Raw genomic sequence first — 16,652 nt, 5'->3', positions numbered from 1 at the left:
GCGCCTCGGCTCGCCGGGCTCGCGCGGGGCGGGGCGCGGCCGGGGCTTGTCGGACGGTGGCCTGCCGGAGCGCCCGACACGCGGCAACGGGGTGGTGTGGTCCTCGTCGTCGTCGCGCACGCTCTCATCCTGGAGGACCTCCCCGGCCGGCCGCTCGGGAGGGTGGTCGCGTTTGACGATGCCTCGAACATGTGTTCGACTGTAGCAGTGCGATGGGAAAGTCAACTGGCCGACCGGGAGCTGCCGCTGCCGGGCCTGGTGCGTACCGTCACGACGCCCGAGTTCGCCGGCGTCGTGTTCCACGAGGTGCGTGCCAAGTCCGTGCTGAACAAGGTGCCCGAGGCGTCGTCGATGCCGTTCAAGTGGACGGTCAATCCGTACCGCGGCTGTGCGCACGGGTGTGTCTACTGCTTCGCGCGCAACACGCACACGTACCTGGACCTCGACTCCGGGCACGACTTCGACAGCCAGATCGTGGTCAAGGTCAACACGCCCGACGTGCTCGCCGCCCAGCTCCGGTCGTCCCGGTGGCGGCGCGAGCACGTGGCGATGGGCACCAACACCGACCCGTACCAGCGGGCCGAGGGCCGGTACCGGCTGATGCCGGGGGTGATCAAGGCGCTCGCCGACTCGGGGACGCCGTTCTCGATCCTCACCAAGGGCACCGTGCTGTCCCGGGATCTGCCACTGCTGGAGGCGGCCGGCCGGAGCGTGCCGGTGGGCATGGCGGTGTCCATCGCGCTGCTCGACCGGGAGTTGCAGCGCAGTGTGGAGCCGGGTGTGGCGAGCCCGCAGGCGCGCCTGGAGCTGGTGCGCAAGATCCGCGAGGCGGGCCTGCCGTGCGGGGTGCTCGTCGCGCCCGTCATGCCCGGCCTCACCGACTCGACCGAGGCGCTGGACGACCTGCTCGCCGCGATCGCCGACGCGGGCGCCACCGGCGTGACCGTATTACCCCTGCACCTGCGGCCCGGAGCGCGCGAGTGGTTCGCCCAATGGCTCGCCAGGGAGCACCCGAACCTCGTTCCGGCCTACCGCCGCATCTACGGCAGCCGCAGCTACGCCAGCAAGCAGTACCGCACCTGGCTGGCCGCCCGAGTCGGCCCGCTGCTCCGGAAACACGGCCTGGACCGCCCGCGCGGCCGAATGTCCGGCGCTTCGGACGACGACACCTGGCCCTCAGGCAGCATGCCGAAGACCGCGCCACGCGACGCTGTCATCGACCACGAGCAATTAGCCCTGCTGTAATACCCTTCGACACCGCCTACCCGGGCCCACCGCACCCGACTTCACGCAGTCGGGTGTGTTGACCGCACCGAGCGAAAGCCACGCTGAGGTCGAACCTCATTGTCGAGGGCGGTCGCCCTTACGACGCCGGAGGGACAGCGGGCGAGGAACGAGCCCGCTGTCGTGGAGGTGGCGTGACTGAACCACCCACGAAACCCAACCACCCACCTCGCGGCCCCCAACCACCCAAGCAAAACAACCACAGGCCGTCGGCGAAGCCGACTCGGCGACCTTGCCCTCGATAGAGAATCTCGATAGAGAATTCAGTCCCGCCACTTCCAGCGGAGGCCGAAGGTGCCGGGGCCGAAGTCCAGCGCGACCGCGTGGGCGTGCCCGTTGGGCTCGACCGTGATCTGACGCCGGCTGGTCGTCTGCTCGTCGGGGTCCATGGCGAACTGCTCCACGTACGCCGGCAGCATCCGCGGATCGAACCGGAGTTCGACCACGTACTCGCGCACCGGGGCGGTGAACTTCCTGCAGTGCGCGTTGTCGCCGCGCGGGTACGGCGGCCCGGCGAAGGTGAGCGCGTACTCGATCACCGTGGTCTCGCCGCGGTTGAGCGGCCGGTCGAACAGGATCTCGCCGACCTGCAGGCCGGCCTTGTCGTCACGTGCGATCCGGCCCATGCGACACGCCTGACGGGGCGTGATCTCGGGGAACGGCTTGCCGGGCACCGCGGCGTCGTACACCGTGACCCAGCGGTCCGCGCCGTCCCGCTCGGCCCGCAGCACCTGGCGCACCAGCACGGTCTGATCACCACGATCGACCGCGATGGTGGCGCGGTCGTGCTGGCTGATCCGGGTCAGCGCCGTGTCCGAGCTGACGTCGACCCGCTCCAATAACGACGCGACGTTCTCGTTGTTGTCGTTCCACAGCGCGTCGATCGGCACTCGCGAGTTGCCGCGGTGGGCGCGTCCGCGCGGGCGTGGCGGCCCGAGCAGTGCCATCAGCGACCCGGCGGCCAGCCCGAGGACGGCTTCGAGATGCCCGAGCGCGGCGAGCGACTCGGGGCGCTCCGGGCGGCGGCGGCCGGACTGCCAGTAACTCAGCGCGGTCACGCTCACCGAAACACCACGTGCGCGCAGCCGGTACTGGATTCGGTCGAGGCTCAACCCACTCGCCTGAATGGCGGTACGCAGCGCGGTCGGGAACGAATCGGTCTCCTGCCCGCTCGCGACCGCGGCGACGGGGGCTGGAGGGTTCGCGACGCCGTTCGGCCTCGGCCCGGCCTTCGGTCCGCCTGTCTGCGGCACCGGTCTGGCGCCGTTCTTCGGGCGGTCTGCGGACGGATCGTGGCTGGTGTCGCGGTTGTTGCTGTCTCGGTTGGTGTCCTGGTGGCGGTCACGGACCGGATCGCGGGTTGCACCGACACCCATGTGAGGCTCCCTGGCGTGTTTACTCCGTGGTAGGCACCATATGTCCTCATTCCCGGTTACCGGTAGGTCTTACTGGGAATCCACGTTCGCGGGGGAGACCGTCCCGAACTAAACCTGCTGGACAGCGGTGTGTGTGCGTTGGCTAGCCTTCCGAATAGTTACGTGTGCGGTACATATGCCGCAGACCACCGATAGGTATCCCCATTCCGCGACAGGAGAGCACTACCCGTGATCCGCACGCACGAGGCCGGCACACTCCGGCCTGAGCACGCCGGACAGTCCGTCACGCTGAGCGGCTGGGTTGCCCGCCGGCGCGATCACGGCGGGGTGATCTTCATCGATCTGCGCGACGCTTCGGGCGTCGCGCAGGTGGTGTTCCGTGAGGGCGAGATGGCCGAGCGCGCGCACCGGCTGCGCGCCGAGTTCTGCGTGCGTGTCGTCGGCGAGGTCGCCGCGCGGCCCGACGGCAACGAGAACTCGGACATCCCCACCGGCGCGATCGAGGTACTGGCGACCGAGCTGGACGTGCTCAGCGAGTCCGCGCCGCTGCCGTTCCCGCTCGACGAGCACCTCACCGTCGGCGAGGAGGCGCGCCTGCGCCACCGCTACCTCGACCTGCGCCGCACCGGTCCGGCCGAGGCGATGCGCATGCGCAGCGAGGCCAACCGGATCGCCCGCGAGGTGTTGCACGCCGAGCGGTTCGTCGAGGTGGAGACGCCCACCCTGACCCGGTCAACGCCGGAGGGCGCACGCGACTTCGTCGTGCCCGCCCGCCTCAAGCCCGGCTCCTGGTACGCGCTGCCGCAGTCGCCGCAGTTGTTCAAGCAGCTGCTCATGGTCGGCGGGATGGAGCGGTACTACCAGCTCGCCCGCTGCTACCGCGACGAGGACTTCCGCGCCGACCGCCAGCCGGAGTTCACCCAGCTCGACATCGAGATGAGCTTCGTGGAGCAGGACGACGTGATCGCGCTGTCCGAGCGGATCTACGCCGCGCTGTGGTCCCAGCTCGCCGGCTACGACATCCCGCGCCCGATCCAGCGGATCACCTACGCCGACGCGATGGCCAAGTACGGCTCCGACAAGCCGGACCTGCGGTTCGACCTGCGGCTCACCGAGCTGACCGAGTACTTCAAGGACACCCCGTTCCGGGTGTTCCAGGCACCCTACGTCGGCGCCGTGGTGATGCCGGGCGGCGCGAGCCAGCCGCGCAAGCAGCTCGACGCCTGGCAGGACTGGGCCAAGCAGCGCGGCGCCAAGGGCCTCGCCTACGTGTTGGTGAACGAGGACGGCACGCTCGGCGGTCCGGTCGCCAAGAACATCTCCGAGGCCGAGCGCGAGGGCCTGGCCAAGGCGGTTGGCGCGGACCCGGGCGACTGCGTGTTCTTCGCCGCGAACGAGCACAAGGAGGCGCGCGAGCTGCTCGGCGCCGCCCGCCTGGAGATCGGCCGCCGGTGCGGGTTGATCGACGAGAACGCGTGGTCGTTCGTGTGGGTCGTGGATTTCCCGATGTTCGAGTCCACAGACAAGACCGACGACGTCGCGGTGGGCTCCGGCAAGTGGACGGCGCTGCATCACGCGTTCACCTCGCCGACCCCGGAGTGGATCGACCGGTTCCACGACGACCCGGGCAACGCGCTGGCCTACGCCTACGACCTGGTGTGCAACGGCAACGAGCTGGGCGGTGGCTCGATTCGTATCCACGACGCCGAGGTGCAGCAGCGGGTGTTCGAGGTGATGGGCCTGTCCCGCGAGGAGTCGCAGGAGAAGTTCGGCTTCCTGCTGGACGCGTTCGCCTACGGCCCGCCGCCGCACGGCGGGGTCGCGTTCGGGTGGGACCGCACCACGATGCTGCTCGCCGGTGCCGACTCGATCCGCGAGGTGATCGCGTTCCCGAAGTCCGGCGGCGGTTACGACGCGCTGACCGGAGCGCCGGCGCCGATCACCAGCGCGCAGCGCAAGGAGGCCGGCGTGGACGCGAAGCCGCCCGCGCCGCCGAAGGCCTGAGGCCGCCGCGCGATGTTGCACTTGCGAGTCGTCTGCCCGACGACGACGACCGACGACGTGGTCCGGGTGCTGACCGAGCACCCGGGCACCACTCATCTCGTGGTGCTGCCGGGCGTGGCGGTGCAGCCCGAGGGTGACGTGGTCGAGGCGGACATCGCGCGGGAGGCCACCGACGAGGTGATCGCGGCGCTGTGCGGCCTCGGCGTCGACCACCACGGCGGGATCACGCTGGAGCAGATCGACACCGCGCTGTCCGACGCGGCCGACCGGGCCGAACGGGACGCACCCGGCGAGGCGGCCGACGCGGTGGTGTGGCAGGAGCTGGTGTCGCGCACCGGGGACGAGTCCCGGCTGAACATCACGTTCCTGGCGTTCCTGTCGATCTCCTGCCTGCTGGCCGCGGTCGGCGTGGTGACCGACTCGGCGGTGACGATCGTCGGCGCGATGGTGGTCGGACCCGAGTTCGGGCCGCTGGCAGCGATGGCGGTCGGCCTGGTGCGGCGGCGGTTCGACCTGGTGCGGCGGGCCGGGTTGGCGCTCGCCGTCGGCTTCCCGGTGGCCATGCTGATCACCGCGCTGGGCACGGTGCTCGGCGAGGCCGGGGGCCTGTTCGACCGCAACGCGCTCGGCGGCGAGCACACCGTCGACTTCGTCTACAAGGTCGGCCCGTTCTCGCTGATCGTCGCGCTGCTCGCGGGTGCGGCCGGCATGCTGTCGATGACCTCGGCGAAGTCGGCCGCGCTGGTCGGCGTGTTCATCTCGGTGACCACGGTGCCGGCCGCCGGGTACGCCGTGGTGGCGGCCGTGCTCGGGGACTGGAACCGGTCGCTGGAATCCGTGGCACAGTTGATCGTGAACCTGGTCGGCATCGTGATCGCCGCGGCGGCCGTTCTGCTGGTGCGCAGGAGGACGTTCACCACGCCGGACGCGGGGCGCCCACTGTCCACTGGTTGAACAGACAGTGTGACCAGGCAACCAAACCGGTAACCGAACCGTCCTGGCGACGGGGACGTACGCCCCACTACGGTCATCTGTCGCGAACGAGTCCGGGAGCAACCGACGCGAGGGTAGGGTCGCTAGGAGATGAGTGTGGACATCGCCGCGGATCCGCCGGACGTCACGGGTGAGTCGAACCCTGATGGCGCGGACGACCTCAGCCCCGAGGTGTTCGAAGCGGTCGCGACGGCCGAGGCGGTGCTGAAAGCCCGGTTCGGGGCCAGGATCGCGTTGTCCGAGCCGGACGACCTCGGCGGCAGCGTCCGCTCGGTGGTGGCCAGAGTGCGGGTGGCGTCGAGCCCGTTCGCACTGCCGCGCACGCTGGTGGTCAAGCGGTACGTCGCGCCGACCGACCAGCCTTGCGACAGCTTCGTCCGCGAGGCGGTCAGCTATCAGCTGTTCACCGCGCTGTCCGCGGAGGACCGCATGTGCCCGGAGCTGTTCGCGCACTCCACCGACACCCGGCTGCTGGTGCTGGAGGACCTCGGGCGCGCGCCGACACTGGCCGACAAGCTGCTCGGCAACGACTCGCGGGCCGCCGAGCGGTCGCTGCTGTCCTGGGCGCGCTCGCTGGGCCGGCTGCACGCCACCACCGCCGGCCGGGAGGCCGATTTCGACGCGCTGCTGCGCCGGCTGGACGTGGTGAGCAGCAAGGACCCGCTGACCGTCGAGGGGCGTGCCGCGCTCACCGGCCTGCCCGAGCTGCTCGAGTCCGCGCTGGGCGTGTCGGCCTCGTCGGGCGCGCTGGACGCGGCCGAGCGGGCGCGCGGGCTGCTGACCGCGAGCCGGCACCGGGCGTTCAGCCCGTCGGACTCGTGCCCGGACAACAACCTGATCACCAGCAGGGGCGTGCGGTTCCTCGACTTCGAGGGCGGTTGTGTCCGCAACATCATGCTGGACGCCGCGTACCTGCGGGTGCCGTTCCCGTCCTGCTGGTGCTCCTTCGCGCTGCCGTCCGGTATGACCGAGGCCATGCTCGCGGCGTGGCGCGCCGAGGTCCGGAGTATGTGGCCGGATCTGGACGAGGACCCGGTGCTCATGCCGAAGCTGCTCGACGCGCAGTTGTTCTGGGTGTGGCTGGCGACGTGGAACTACCTGCCGAGTGCCACCGAGGGTGCGGTGGGCGCCATCGGAGTGCGGCACGCGTCGCCGGTGCTTCCCTCGCGGGGCGCGGTGCTGGCCGGGCGGTGGCGCCGGCTCGCCGAGGACGCGGCGCTCGCCGGGGTGGACGCGGTGGCCGAGCACGCCGAGGCCGTCGTCGCGGGCTTGGAGCGGCGATTCGGCGAAATGGACCTGCCGCTGTATCCCGCATTCCGGTAAAACCCAAGCATTACCCGAGTCGTCCCTGACGTGTTACCCAACCATCACCGGTGGTGAGCCGACGGGCGTGATCGTTGAGCCGTGACCGCGGCGAGCGAGATTTCACCCTTGAGTTGGGAAACGCGCAGTCTTGTCGTCTTGGGCGACTCGACGACGGTCGGGCTCGGTGATCCGCTGCCCGGCGGGGGATGGCGTGGCTACGGTCCGCTGCTCGCGGAGGCGTTGTCCGCCACTGACCTGCACAATCTGTCGTTCACCGGTGCGCGGGCGGCGGACGTGCGGTGGCGACAGCTGCCGCGCGCGCTGGAGGCGCGGCCGGACGTGGTGACCATCGTGGTCGGCATGAACGACACGCTGCGCTCGGACTTCGACGCGCGCCAGATGCACGACGACCTGGACGCGGTGGTCGGCACGCTGACCGCGGCCGGCGCGGTGGTGCTGCTGGTGCGCTTCCACGATCACGCACAGGTGTTCCGGCTGCCGGGGCCGCTGCGGCGGGCGCTGCGCGGCCGGATCGAGGCGCTGAACGAGGTGGTCAGCTCGGTTGCCTCCGGGCACGACCGGGCGGCCGTGCTGGATCTGGACACCATGCCGGGCGCCTACGACGTCGCGGCGTGGAGTGTGGACCGGCTACACCCGTCCGAGCTCGGGCACCGGATCCTGGCCAGCGGGTTCGCCGCGCTGCTCGACGAGTTCGGGTGCGTGGTGCCGAATCCGGTGAGCATGGTCTGCTCGGGCGGCGCCAACCCCGGGCCGATCCAGCACGTCGCGTGGCTGCTGATCAAGGGGCTTCCGTGGCTGGCCCGGCGCGGGCGCGACCTCCTGCCGTACGCGATGGTGATCATCGTGCGGTCGTTGCTCGGGATGGAGCACAGCCGGCCGCCGGCGACCGTCGAGCGGATCAGGGCTGCCGGCTAGCCTGGCTGAACGTGTACACCTGGTGCTACCAGATGGTGCTGCACTGCCGGCTGGCGTACGCGACCCTCGACGATCCGACCAAGTTCACCCCGCTGGACGAGCGGCTGATCGGCTGCGTGTGGGAGTTGCCGGCGCTGGCACACGAGCGGTCGGCGTGGGTGCGGCACGTGTTGGAGCGGGACTCGGCGGACGTGGACGGCTACCTCGCGGACGTGCTGCCCGCCGGTCCGGTGGGCGCGGCGTAGGCCGCGTCTGACGGATCCATGGTCGCGGCCACACCGCACTCGGCGGCCACCCACCCGCCAGCCGCGTTCCCAACCTCACAGGGCAGTACACCTAGGCTGGCCGGCGTGACTCTGGTTGATCGCGTACTGCTCGGCCCCGGCCCGTCCAACCCGTACCCGGAGGCGACCGCCGCGCTCGGCGCGCCGCTGCTCGGGCACCTCGACCCGGAGTTCCTGCGGGTGCTCGACGAGACGTGCGATCGGTTGCGCACGGTGTGGGGCACGGCCAACGCGCGCACGCTGCCGCTGTCCGGCACCGGCTCGATCGGCATGGAGGCGGCGTTCGCGAACTTCGTGCACCCGGGCGACGTGGTGGTCGTCGCGGTGAACGGGTTGTTCGGCGAGCGGATGGTGGACGTGGCGTCGCGGTACGGCGCGACCGTCGTGCGGGTGGACCACGAATGGGGCGAACCCGTTGACACGCAACGGGTTCTGGACGCACATGGCTCGCCGGCGATCGTCGCCGCGGTGCACGCGGAGACCTCCACCGGGTCGCGCAGCGACATCGGCGAGCTGGCCGCGGCGGTGCACGAGCGGGACGACCGCGCACTGGTGCTCGCGGACTGTGTCACCTCGCTCGGCGGCATCGAGGTGAAGATCGACGAGTGGGGCGTGGACATCGCCTACTCGGGTACGCAGAAGTGCCTCGGCGTGGCGCCGGGTCTGGCGCCGTTCACCGTGTCGGAGCGGGCGTGGGCGGCGCGGGTGCCGAAGCCGCCGACGTGGTACCTCGACCTCGGCATGATCGGCGACTACGTGTCGGGCGGCGCGGGCGGCGGGCGCACGTATCACCACACCGCGCCGGTGGCCATGATCGCCTCACTGCACGCCGCACTCGGCCGGATTCTGGACGAGGGGCTGGACGCGGTCTTCGCCCGGCACGAGCTGGCCGGCCGGCGGGTGCAGGACGGGCTCGAGGCGATGGGCCTGGAGTTGTTCGCCCGCAAGGGAAACCGGCTGCCGGAGCTGACCACGGTGAACGTGCCGGATGTCGACTCGGCGACCGTGCGGCGCACGCTGCTGGAGCGGTACAACATCGAGATCGGCGGCGGTGTGGGGCAGTACGCGAGCACCGTGTGGCGGATCGGGCTGATGGGTCACAACGCGCGGCTTGAGCGGGCCGAGCTGATCCTGGCCGCACTGCGCCAGGTCGTCTACCGATGATCGGTGAACTGACCCACCGGCTGGCCGCGCGTGCTGATCTGCCGGTGCTGGAGCCGCTGATCGAGTCGGCGATTTCCACGCTGCTGCAAGGGTTTCTGACCCCGGAGCAGATCGCGGCGAGCCGTGCGGGCATGGGTCTGGACACGCGGCTGATCGACGACGGGACCTACTTCATCATCGAACTCGGTGACACCGTGGTCGGCTGCGGCGGCTGGAGCAGACGGTCGACGCTCTACGGCGGCGACCACTCGGCGGGCCGCGACGACTCCCTGCTCGATCCGGCGACCGATCCGGCTCGGGTGCGTGCCATGTACACCAGGCCGGGGTTCACCCGCCGAGGCATCGGGCGTCTCGTGCTGTCGCTCGCGGCGACGGCCGCGGCCGCCGAGGGGTTCTCGCGCCTGGAGTTGGTCGCCACGAAGGCCGGCCGGCCGCTCTACCAGGCGGCCGGTTTCGAGCCGGTCGAGGAATTCGTGGACGTCGTCGGCGGGGTCGAGGTCCCGCTGGTGCGGATGGGCAAGGCGATCCCACCGTCCGGGTGATCAGGTTCTGGTCGCGGTGAACACGTAGCGGTTGAGGCTGAAGAAGTACGCGTCGCCGAGCCCGCGCAGGTCATCGGCCCAGTCGAGTACCTCGAGTTCGGTGACGTCGTCGCGGCCCGCCACGTACGCGGCGATCGTGCCGAGCAGGCCGGCACTGAAATGCCGCTCGTCCCAGCCGACGTTCAGCAGCGGTATCACGCGCGGCTGATCGGCGTGGAAACCGTTGCGGGACAAGGACATCGGGAGCACGCGGGGGAGCAGCGGGTGGACGCAGTGCGGCTCGTAGGCGGCCAGCACGCGGTTCATCCGCTCGCGATCACTGGAGTGCCAGACGATCGCGTCCCAGTCGGTGTCGAGCACGAGCAGGCGCCCGCCGGGCTTGAGTACGCGGTGCGCCTCGGCCAGTGCCGCGTCCACGTCGGACACGTATTCGAGTACCTGGGTTGTCACCGCCACGTCGAACGCGCCGTCCGGGTACGGGATCTCCTCGGCACCGGCGGTGCGCAGCTCGATCGGCGCGGCGGCGGTATCGATCCGTGATCGGGCGATCGCCAGCACGCTCTCGCTGAGGTCGATCCCGCACACCGCGCCGTCAGGCCCGACCTGATCGGCCATCTGGACGGCGAGCAGCCCGGTGCCGGTGCCGATGTCGAGTACCCGCTCGCCGGGCCGCAGTGCCAGCGCGTCGAGCACCGCGGCGCGCTGGGCGATCAGGTCCGGCGTCTGGTACGCGGCGTCGAGCCGGCGTGCGGCCTCCCCGTCGAACTCGAGTGTGGTCATGATGTGAATCTAGCCAGTGTTGGGCACCTTTCTGCGGACGTTCTTGCTCTTGGACGGGCCGTCGGTGTGCTCGGCGATCCAGGGGCCGTCGATCGAGATGTCCAGGATGCCGTCCTCCAGCCAGGTGTACCGGTCGGCCATCACCCGCTCGGCCAGCGTGCGGTCGGACGCGTCGCTGTTGTGCCACAGGCTGGAGAACAGCTCGTCCACCCGCACGCGCGCCTGCTGGCAGAACGCGTCGGCCAACTCGGTGGCGGTGTCCGACCGGTCGGCGTGCTCACTGGCGATCATGCGGGCGCGCACGCACGACGCGCTCATCGCGTACAGCTCGGCGCCGATGTCCACGATCCGGCCGAGGAACGCCTGCCGGTATTCCATCTTCCCCTGCCAGCGGGACATCGCATAGAACGTCTGCCGCGCGAGCTTGCGGCTGGCCCGCTCGATGAACCGCAGGTGCTCGGCGAGCCGGCCGAACTCGTTGAAGGAGTTGGGAAGCTGGCCCTTGCCGACGGCCAGCGTTGGCAGCCACTTCGAGTAGAAGCCGCCGGCCTTGGCGAACGCCTTGGCCTTGGCCTTCGCGTCGGCCTTCGGGTCGATGATGTCGCCGGCCACCGACAGGTGGGCGTCGACCGCCTCGCGGGCGATCAGCAGGTGCATGATCTCGGTCGAGCCCTCGAAGATCCGGTTGATCCGCAGGTCGCGCAGCACCTGCTCGGCCGGCACACCGCGTTCACCGCGCGCGGCGAGGGACTCGGCCGTCTCGTAGCCGCGGCCGCCGCGGATCTGCACCAGCTCGTCGGCGACCTTCCAGGCGATCTCGGAGCCGTACAGCTTGGCCAGCGCCGCCTCGATGCGGATGTCGTGCCGGTCGGCGTCGGCCAGCCCGGCGGACAGCTCGACCACGGACTCCAGTGCGAACGCGCTCGCCGTGATAAAGCCGATCTTCGTGGCGACCGCCTCGTGCTTGCCGACCGGGTGGCCCCACTGCACGCGCTCGGTTGCCCACTCGCGGGCGATCTTGGTCGCCCACTTGGCCGTGCCCGCGCAGATCGCCGGCAGCGACAGCCGCCCGGTGTTCAGCGTGGTGAGGGCGATCTTGAGGCCTTGCCCCTCCTTGCCGATCCGGTTCTTCGCGGGCACCACCACGTTGTGGAATCGGGTCACGCCGTTCTCGATGCCGCGCAGGCCGAGGAAGGCGTTGCGCCGCTCGACGGTGATGCCTTTGGTATCGCCGTCGACCACGAACGCGGTGATCCCGCCGCGCCGGCCCTCTGCTTTCGGCACCTTCGCCATGACCACGAGCAGATCGCCGAACACGCCGTTGGTCGTCCACAGCTTCACGCCGTTGAGCACGTAGCTCTGGCCGTCCTCACTGGGCACCGCCGAGGTGCTCAGCCGGGCCGGGTCACTGCCCACATCCGGCTCGGTCAGGAGGAACGCGCTGATGTGCGTGCGCGCGCATTTGGGTAAGAATTCCTTCTTCTGCTCCTCGGTGCCGAACAGCTTGACCGGCTGCGGCACGCCGATCGACTGGTGCGCGGACAGCAGCGCGCCGAGCGCTCCGTTGACCGAGCCGACGAGCATCAGCGCGCGGTCGTAGTACACGTTGGACAGGCCGAGCCCGTCGTACTCGCGCGGGATCTTCATGCCGAACGCGCCGATCTTCTTGAGGCCGTTCACCACCTCGTCCGGGATCTTCGAGTCCCGCTCGATCTGGTAACCGTCCACTGTGGACTCGACGAACTCGCGCAACGTGGCGAGGAACTCCTCGCCGCGCCGGTCGTCCTCGTCCGCGCCGCGTGGGTGCGGATGGATCAGGTCGAGGCGGAACCTGCCGAGGAACAGCTCCTTGCCGAAGCTCGGTCGGTCCCACTTGACCTCGCGTGCCTCCTCGGCGACCTGGCGAGCCTGATCGGCGTCAACGGTGGCTCGGTTGTCGGTGCGGGCGGGGTCCACTGCGGTCATGCCTGCTCCTCGGTGGTGTGCGCCAGATCACACTCACGGTACTACCCGTCGGTAACATTCGACAGCCCTCGACCGTCCTTGGGCGCGAAGACTCCGTGCGCCTCCACGTCGGAATAGCTGGTGCGGACGAACTCGTCCACCCACGAATCGACGCCCGGAAAACCGCTGGTGGCAACGATTTCCGCGCACGCGGTCTCGATGTCGTAGTCGGTGCGGCGGAGTTGGATCGCCGCGCCGGTGGCGCCGCCGAGCAGCGCCCAGTGCGCGCCGGTGTTGCCGTACGGCATGCCTACGCTGCCCGGGTTGACCACGGTCCGACGGTCCACGAGGCGTAAGTACGGCATGTGCGTGTGCCCGCAGACGATCGTGCGCACATACTTCGGTACCCCGGCCAGCACGGCGGACCATCGCTCGTAGCTCGAGTCGACGAGCGCGAACTCCTCGTCGTCGCGCGGTGTGGCGTGACAGAACAGCACGTCGCCGAGGCCGTGAACGTCGAGAATCTCGTTGTGGGGTAAGGAATCCAGCGCCTCGATGTGGTGCGGGCGCAGCTGTGCGGCCGCCCATCGCGCGAGCGGGGACGGCTCCTCCTCGATTGCCTCGCCGTGGGCCAATGCGAGCAGCTCTCGCTCGCAGTTGCCGTGCACCCAACGGGCCCGGTCGCCGAGTTCGAGCAGGCGATCGACGACCTGGGCCGGCTGTGGGCCGAGCGCGATGTCGCCGGGTAAGACCACGACATCGGCCGCCGCGACGTCGGGCTCGGCGAGCACGGCGTCCAGCGCGGGGAGCACCCCGTGGATGTCGGACAGGACGGCGACAGATTCGAACATGTGTTCTATAGTGCCCGTGTTCGGCCGGGTTCGCCACCGCGTTCACCCACGGCGAACCGTGGGCGGGGCTACCGTCTCGACAAGCGGTCGCAGGCCACGAGCGGAAGGAGCCCCATGCTGAACCAGGTCGCGGAGGGTGTGCTGATCCACCAGAGCGAGTTACTCCAGAACAACACCGCTGTCGTGCAGGGCAGGGGCGGCGTGTTACTCATCGACGCCGGGATCACAGGCGATGAAATGGTCTGCCTGGCGAACGACCTTCGTCAATTGGGTCAGCCCGTGACCGCAGGCTTCTCGACGCATCCTGATTGGGATCACGTGCTCTGGCATGCCGAACTTGGCGAAGCGCCTCGTTACGGTACGGCCCGCTGCGCGGCTTTGATGCAGGACGTGCGGTCGAACGCGGACTGGAAGGCCCGCGCCGCCGAGGGGTTACCGCCGGAAATCGCCGAGGAAACCCCGCTGGACCTGTACGGCCTCATTACCGGTCTGCCCGCCGAAACCGCACGGATTCCTTGGGACGGTCCTGAGGTTCGGATTATCGAGCATCCGGCGCATTCCCCGGGCCATGCCGCGTTGTTGATCGAAGAACGCGGCGTTCTCGTCGCCGGCGACATGCTCTCTGATGTCTTCATTCCGATGCTCGACGATTTCACCAACACCAATGATCCGATTGAGGAGTACCTCGTCGGGCTGCGACTGCTCGAGGACGTGGCGGACGACGTCGATGTCGTCATCCCGGGTCACGGGTCGGTCGGCCGAGCTGATCAGGTACGCGCACGGATCGACCTGGATCGGGCGTACGTGCATGCCTTGCGGGACGGCCATGCTCCCGATGACCCGCGGATCGGCCCCTTGGCCAAGCCCGGCTGGGAGTGGGTGAGCGACATACACGAAGGGCAAGCCCGGAGCGTCGCCCACAGAGAGGTGCGCGACGGGACGTCCGGCTAGAGAGCCGCTTCCGCCACAACCTGTCCAGGAGCTTGTCGGTGGTGGGCGGTAGCGTCGGGGCGTGGATTCCGACGCGCTCGAGCTGTTCGACGCGCCGGCGGACGAGCGTGCCTCGCCCGCCGCCGCGCCGCCGAACGCGCCGCTCGCCGTGCGCATGCGGCCGGCGACGCTGGACGAGGTGCTCGGGCAGGACCACCTGCTCGGGCCGGGTGCTCCTTTGCGGCGGCTCGTGGAGGGCGCGGCGCCCGCGTCGATCATCCTGTACGGCCCGCCCGGCACCGGAAAGACCACGCTCGCCACGCTGGTGTCCTCGGCGATCGGCCGGCGGTTCGTCGCGCTGTCGGCGCTGTCGGCCGGCGTGAAGGAAGTGCGCGCGGTGATCGACGAGGCGCGTAAGCGGCTCGCGCACTCGCGGCAGAGCACCGTGCTGTTCATCGACGAGGTGCACCGCTTCTCCAAGACGCAGCAGGACGCGCTGCTCGGCGCGGTCGAGGACCGGATCGTGCTGCTGGTCGCGGCGACCACGGAGAACCCGTTCTTCTCCGTGGTGTCCCCACTGCTGTCGCGATCCCTTGTGCTGCAACTGAAACCGCTGTCCGACGACGACGTGCGCACGCTGGTGCGGCGCGCGCTGACCGACGAGCGCGGGCTCGGCGGGCGGCTCGGGATCGCCGACGAGGCAGAGGACCACGTCGTGCGGCTGGCCGGCGGTGACGCCCGCCGCGCGTTGACCGCGCTGGAGGCGGCCGCCGACTCGGCCGGCTCGGCGGGTGCCGAGGAGATCGACCTGGCCACCGTCGAGTCCACAGTGGACAAGGCGGCCGTGCGCTACGACCGGGACGGCGACCAGCACTACGACGTGACCAGCGCGTTCATCAAGTCGATCCGCGGGTCGGACGTGGACGCGGCGCTGCACTACCTGGCGCGCATGATCGAGGCGGGGGAGGACCCGCGGTTCATCGCGCGCCGGCTGGTGATCCACGCCAGCGAGGACGTCGGCATGGCGGACCCGACCGCGCTGCAGGTGGCCGTCGCGGCGGCGCAGGCGGTACAGCTCATCGGGCTGCCGGAGTGCGCGCTGAACCTGGCGCAGGCGACCGTGCACCTGGCCACCGCGCCGAAGTCGAACGCGGTGACCACGGCGATCAGTACCGCGATGACCGACGTGCGCCAGGGCCACGCCGGCACGGTTCCGACGCATCTGCGCGACGGGCACTACGCCGGCGCGAAGAAGCTGGGCAACGCGCAGGGCTACAAGTACCCGCACAACGTCCCGGAAGGTGTCGTGGCGCAGCAGTATCCGCCCGACGAGCTGGTCGGTCGCGACTACTACAGCCCCACCTCGCGGGGTAACGAGCGCGCGGTGTCGGAGCGGCTCGGCAAGCTGCGCAGGGCGATCCGCGGCGAGTGATCGCACCGTCTACAGAGGACTGGCGGGTCGATCCGGCTCGACGCGGACGCGAACACGGGCGGCGCCCGCTCACGTGCCGGTGGTGGCCGAGCTGATCCGTCGGGAGCGGCTCGACCTGGCACCCGGTATCGCGTTTCTGTTGGAGGACAACGGATCCGGCAAGCCGGTGCTGGTCGAGGCGCTGGCCGAGGCGACTGGGTTCAACGTGGCCCTCCAGCTCGACGAACGGCTGATGACCTTCCGGGTACCGCTGTTCGGCTCGGACGCGGAAACGGCCGGCAGGTCCAAAGTGGACAGTGCCAGCACCGTAGGGTTCCGTGACGGCGCCAAGGTCTGCTCGAGTAACGACGTCATCTGCGACATCCGCGGCGTCGGACCACAGGGTCGCTACCGCGTGCAGACGGAGGCGACGCGAGGCGTGGCCGACACCTCGACCAAGGTCAGCGCGGTGTGGGAGCTCAACCACGACGGCACTCCGATCCTGCCGGTACAGGTAGTCCGTTTCGACCCGAACCTCGACTCGGCCAACTCCGCGCCGGGACGCAGGGGGTTCGCGGTGCCGGTCAGCGTGCAGCGGAATCCCGGCGCCAAGCCGGCCGGCGTCGCGTCGCTGACCGTCGAGGCCTCCTACGACGATGGCGCACACTGGCACAAGGCGCTGGTGGCCGGCGGCAAGGTCCATCTGTACCACCCGGCCAGCGGCCACGTTTCCTTGCGCGCCAAGGCAACCGACACCAACGGCAACACCGTCGAACAAACCATCATCCGCGCCTACCGGCTGCGGTGATCAGGCCGGGCTCGTCGCGATCCCGGTGACCGCGACGAGC

15 protein-coding genes are annotated in these 16,652 nt (G+C 70.0%); 11 read left to right on the top strand and 4 right to left on the bottom strand.

What is annotated here, in order from left to right:
* Positions 1-207 precede the first annotated feature (207 nt).
* Positions 208-1,245, top strand: coding sequence for an Rv2578c family radical SAM protein (locus EV193_RS24085; protein WP_242613623.1), 1,038 nt, complete (start codon positions 208-210; stop codon positions 1,243-1,245).
* A gap of 302 nt (positions 1,246-1,547) precedes the next feature.
* Here the strand turns inward: EV193_RS24085 and EV193_RS24080 are convergent, their stop codons facing one another.
* Positions 1,548-2,660: a hypothetical protein gene (locus EV193_RS24080; protein ID WP_242613622.1), complete on the bottom strand. Its 1,113-nt coding sequence runs from the start codon at positions 2,658-2,660 to the stop codon at positions 1,548-1,550.
* A gap of 228 nt (positions 2,661-2,888) precedes the next feature.
* Here EV193_RS24080 and aspS point away from each other — a divergent pair, with 228 nt between their 5' ends.
* The 7 genes from aspS (at position 2,889) to EV193_RS24045 (ending at position 9,888) form a co-directional block, all read left to right on the top strand.
* Positions 2,889-4,664 (top strand): aspartate--tRNA ligase, encoded by a 1,776-nt coding sequence (gene aspS / locus EV193_RS24075; protein WP_130346701.1) that lies wholly within the window; start codon positions 2,889-2,891, stop codon positions 4,662-4,664.
* A gap of 12 nt (positions 4,665-4,676) precedes the next feature.
* On the top strand, positions 4,677-5,618 hold the full coding sequence (locus EV193_RS24070) for a DUF389 domain-containing protein (RefSeq protein WP_130346699.1): 942 nt from the start codon (positions 4,677-4,679) through the stop codon (positions 5,616-5,618).
* A 129-nt stretch (positions 5,619-5,747) separates the two neighbouring features.
* A complete protein-coding gene (locus EV193_RS24065; protein WP_130346697.1) occupies positions 5,748-6,980 on the top strand; it encodes a hypothetical protein in 1,233 nt (410 codons plus the stop codon).
* Between the two features lie 138 nt (positions 6,981-7,118).
* The gene (locus tag EV193_RS24060) at positions 7,119-7,898 is read left to right on the top strand and encodes an SGNH/GDSL hydrolase family protein (RefSeq protein WP_242613621.1); all 780 of its coding nucleotides are present in this window, start codon (positions 7,119-7,121) and stop codon (positions 7,896-7,898) included.
* 11 nt (positions 7,899-7,909) lie between these two features.
* Entirely contained in the window at positions 7,910-8,143 is a 234-nt protein-coding gene (locus EV193_RS24055; protein WP_130346693.1) for a hypothetical protein, read from the top strand.
* A 105-nt stretch (positions 8,144-8,248) separates the two neighbouring features.
* On the top strand, positions 8,249-9,346 hold the full coding sequence (locus tag EV193_RS24050) for a pyridoxal-phosphate-dependent aminotransferase family protein (RefSeq protein ID WP_207222782.1): 1,098 nt from the start codon (positions 8,249-8,251) through the stop codon (positions 9,344-9,346).
* A complete protein-coding gene (locus EV193_RS24045; protein ID WP_130346691.1) occupies positions 9,343-9,888 on the top strand; it encodes a GNAT family N-acetyltransferase in 546 nt (181 codons plus the stop codon). The genes EV193_RS24050 and EV193_RS24045 overlap by 4 nt, the downstream gene beginning before the upstream one ends.
* Here EV193_RS24045 and EV193_RS24040 read toward each other — a convergent pair whose 3' ends face one another.
* The 3 genes from EV193_RS24040 to EV193_RS24030 are packed head-to-tail and all read right to left on the bottom strand — an operon-like array spanning position 9,889 to position 13,463.
* Positions 9,889-10,668: a methyltransferase domain-containing protein gene (locus tag EV193_RS24040; protein ID WP_130346689.1), complete on the bottom strand. Its 780-nt coding sequence runs from the start codon at positions 10,666-10,668 to the stop codon at positions 9,889-9,891.
* A 9-nt stretch (positions 10,669-10,677) separates the two neighbouring features.
* Entirely contained in the window at positions 10,678-12,633 is a 1,956-nt protein-coding gene (locus EV193_RS24035; RefSeq protein ID WP_130346687.1) for an acyl-CoA dehydrogenase family protein, read from the bottom strand.
* A gap of 41 nt (positions 12,634-12,674) precedes the next feature.
* Positions 12,675-13,463, bottom strand: a complete 789-nt coding sequence (locus EV193_RS24030; RefSeq protein WP_130346685.1) for a metallophosphoesterase family protein — start codon at positions 13,461-13,463, stop codon at positions 12,675-12,677.
* A 114-nt stretch (positions 13,464-13,577) separates the two neighbouring features.
* Here EV193_RS24030 and EV193_RS24025 point away from each other — a divergent pair, with 114 nt between their 5' ends.
* The 3 genes from EV193_RS24025 (at position 13,578) to EV193_RS34225 (ending at position 16,612) form a co-directional block, all read left to right on the top strand.
* Positions 13,578-14,414, top strand: a complete 837-nt coding sequence (locus EV193_RS24025) for an MBL fold metallo-hydrolase (protein ID WP_130346683.1) — start codon at positions 13,578-13,580, stop codon at positions 14,412-14,414.
* A gap of 82 nt (positions 14,415-14,496) precedes the next feature.
* Positions 14,497-15,825 carry a replication-associated recombination protein A gene (locus EV193_RS24020; protein ID WP_242613644.1) on the top strand — a complete coding sequence of 443 codons (1,329 nt, stop codon included), beginning with the start codon at positions 14,497-14,499 and terminating at the stop codon, positions 15,823-15,825.
* Positions 15,826-15,907: 82 nt separating this feature from the next.
* Positions 15,908-16,612, top strand: a complete 705-nt coding sequence (locus tag EV193_RS34225) for a hypothetical protein (RefSeq protein ID WP_130346681.1) — start codon at positions 15,908-15,910, stop codon at positions 16,610-16,612.
* Positions 16,613-16,652: the final 40 nt, after the last annotated feature.

The organism is Herbihabitans rhizosphaerae, assembly GCF_004216555.1.
In the GTDB taxonomy this organism is placed as follows: Bacteria; Actinomycetota; Actinomycetes; order Mycobacteriales; family Pseudonocardiaceae; genus Herbihabitans; species Herbihabitans rhizosphaerae.
This window is presented reverse-complemented; position numbering and strand designations above follow the sequence as displayed.

Excerpts from the sequence above, each read along its gene's own strand:
- EV193_RS24080 (WP_242613622.1), bottom strand. The coding sequence starts at position 2,660 with ATGGGTGTCGGTGCAACCCGCGATCCGGTCCGTGACCGCCACCAGGAC.
- EV193_RS24070 (WP_130346699.1), top strand. The coding sequence starts at position 4,677 with ATGTTGCACTTGCGAGTCGTCTGCCCGACGACGACGACCGACGACGTG.
- EV193_RS24065 (WP_130346697.1), top strand. The coding sequence starts at position 5,748 with ATGAGTGTGGACATCGCCGCGGATCCGCCGGACGTCACGGGTGAGTCG.
- EV193_RS24045 (WP_130346691.1), top strand. The coding sequence starts at position 9,343 with ATGATCGGTGAACTGACCCACCGGCTGGCCGCGCGTGCTGATCTGCCG.
- EV193_RS24040 (WP_130346689.1), bottom strand. The coding sequence starts at position 10,668 with ATGACCACACTCGAGTTCGACGGGGAGGCCGCACGCCGGCTCGACGCC.
- EV193_RS24035 (WP_130346687.1), bottom strand. The coding sequence starts at position 12,633 with ATGACCGCAGTGGACCCCGCCCGCACCGACAACCGAGCCACCGTTGAC.
- EV193_RS24030 (WP_130346685.1), bottom strand. The coding sequence starts at position 13,463 with ATGTTCGAATCTGTCGCCGTCCTGTCCGACATCCACGGGGTGCTCCCC.
- EV193_RS24025 (WP_130346683.1), top strand. The coding sequence starts at position 13,578 with ATGCTGAACCAGGTCGCGGAGGGTGTGCTGATCCACCAGAGCGAGTTA.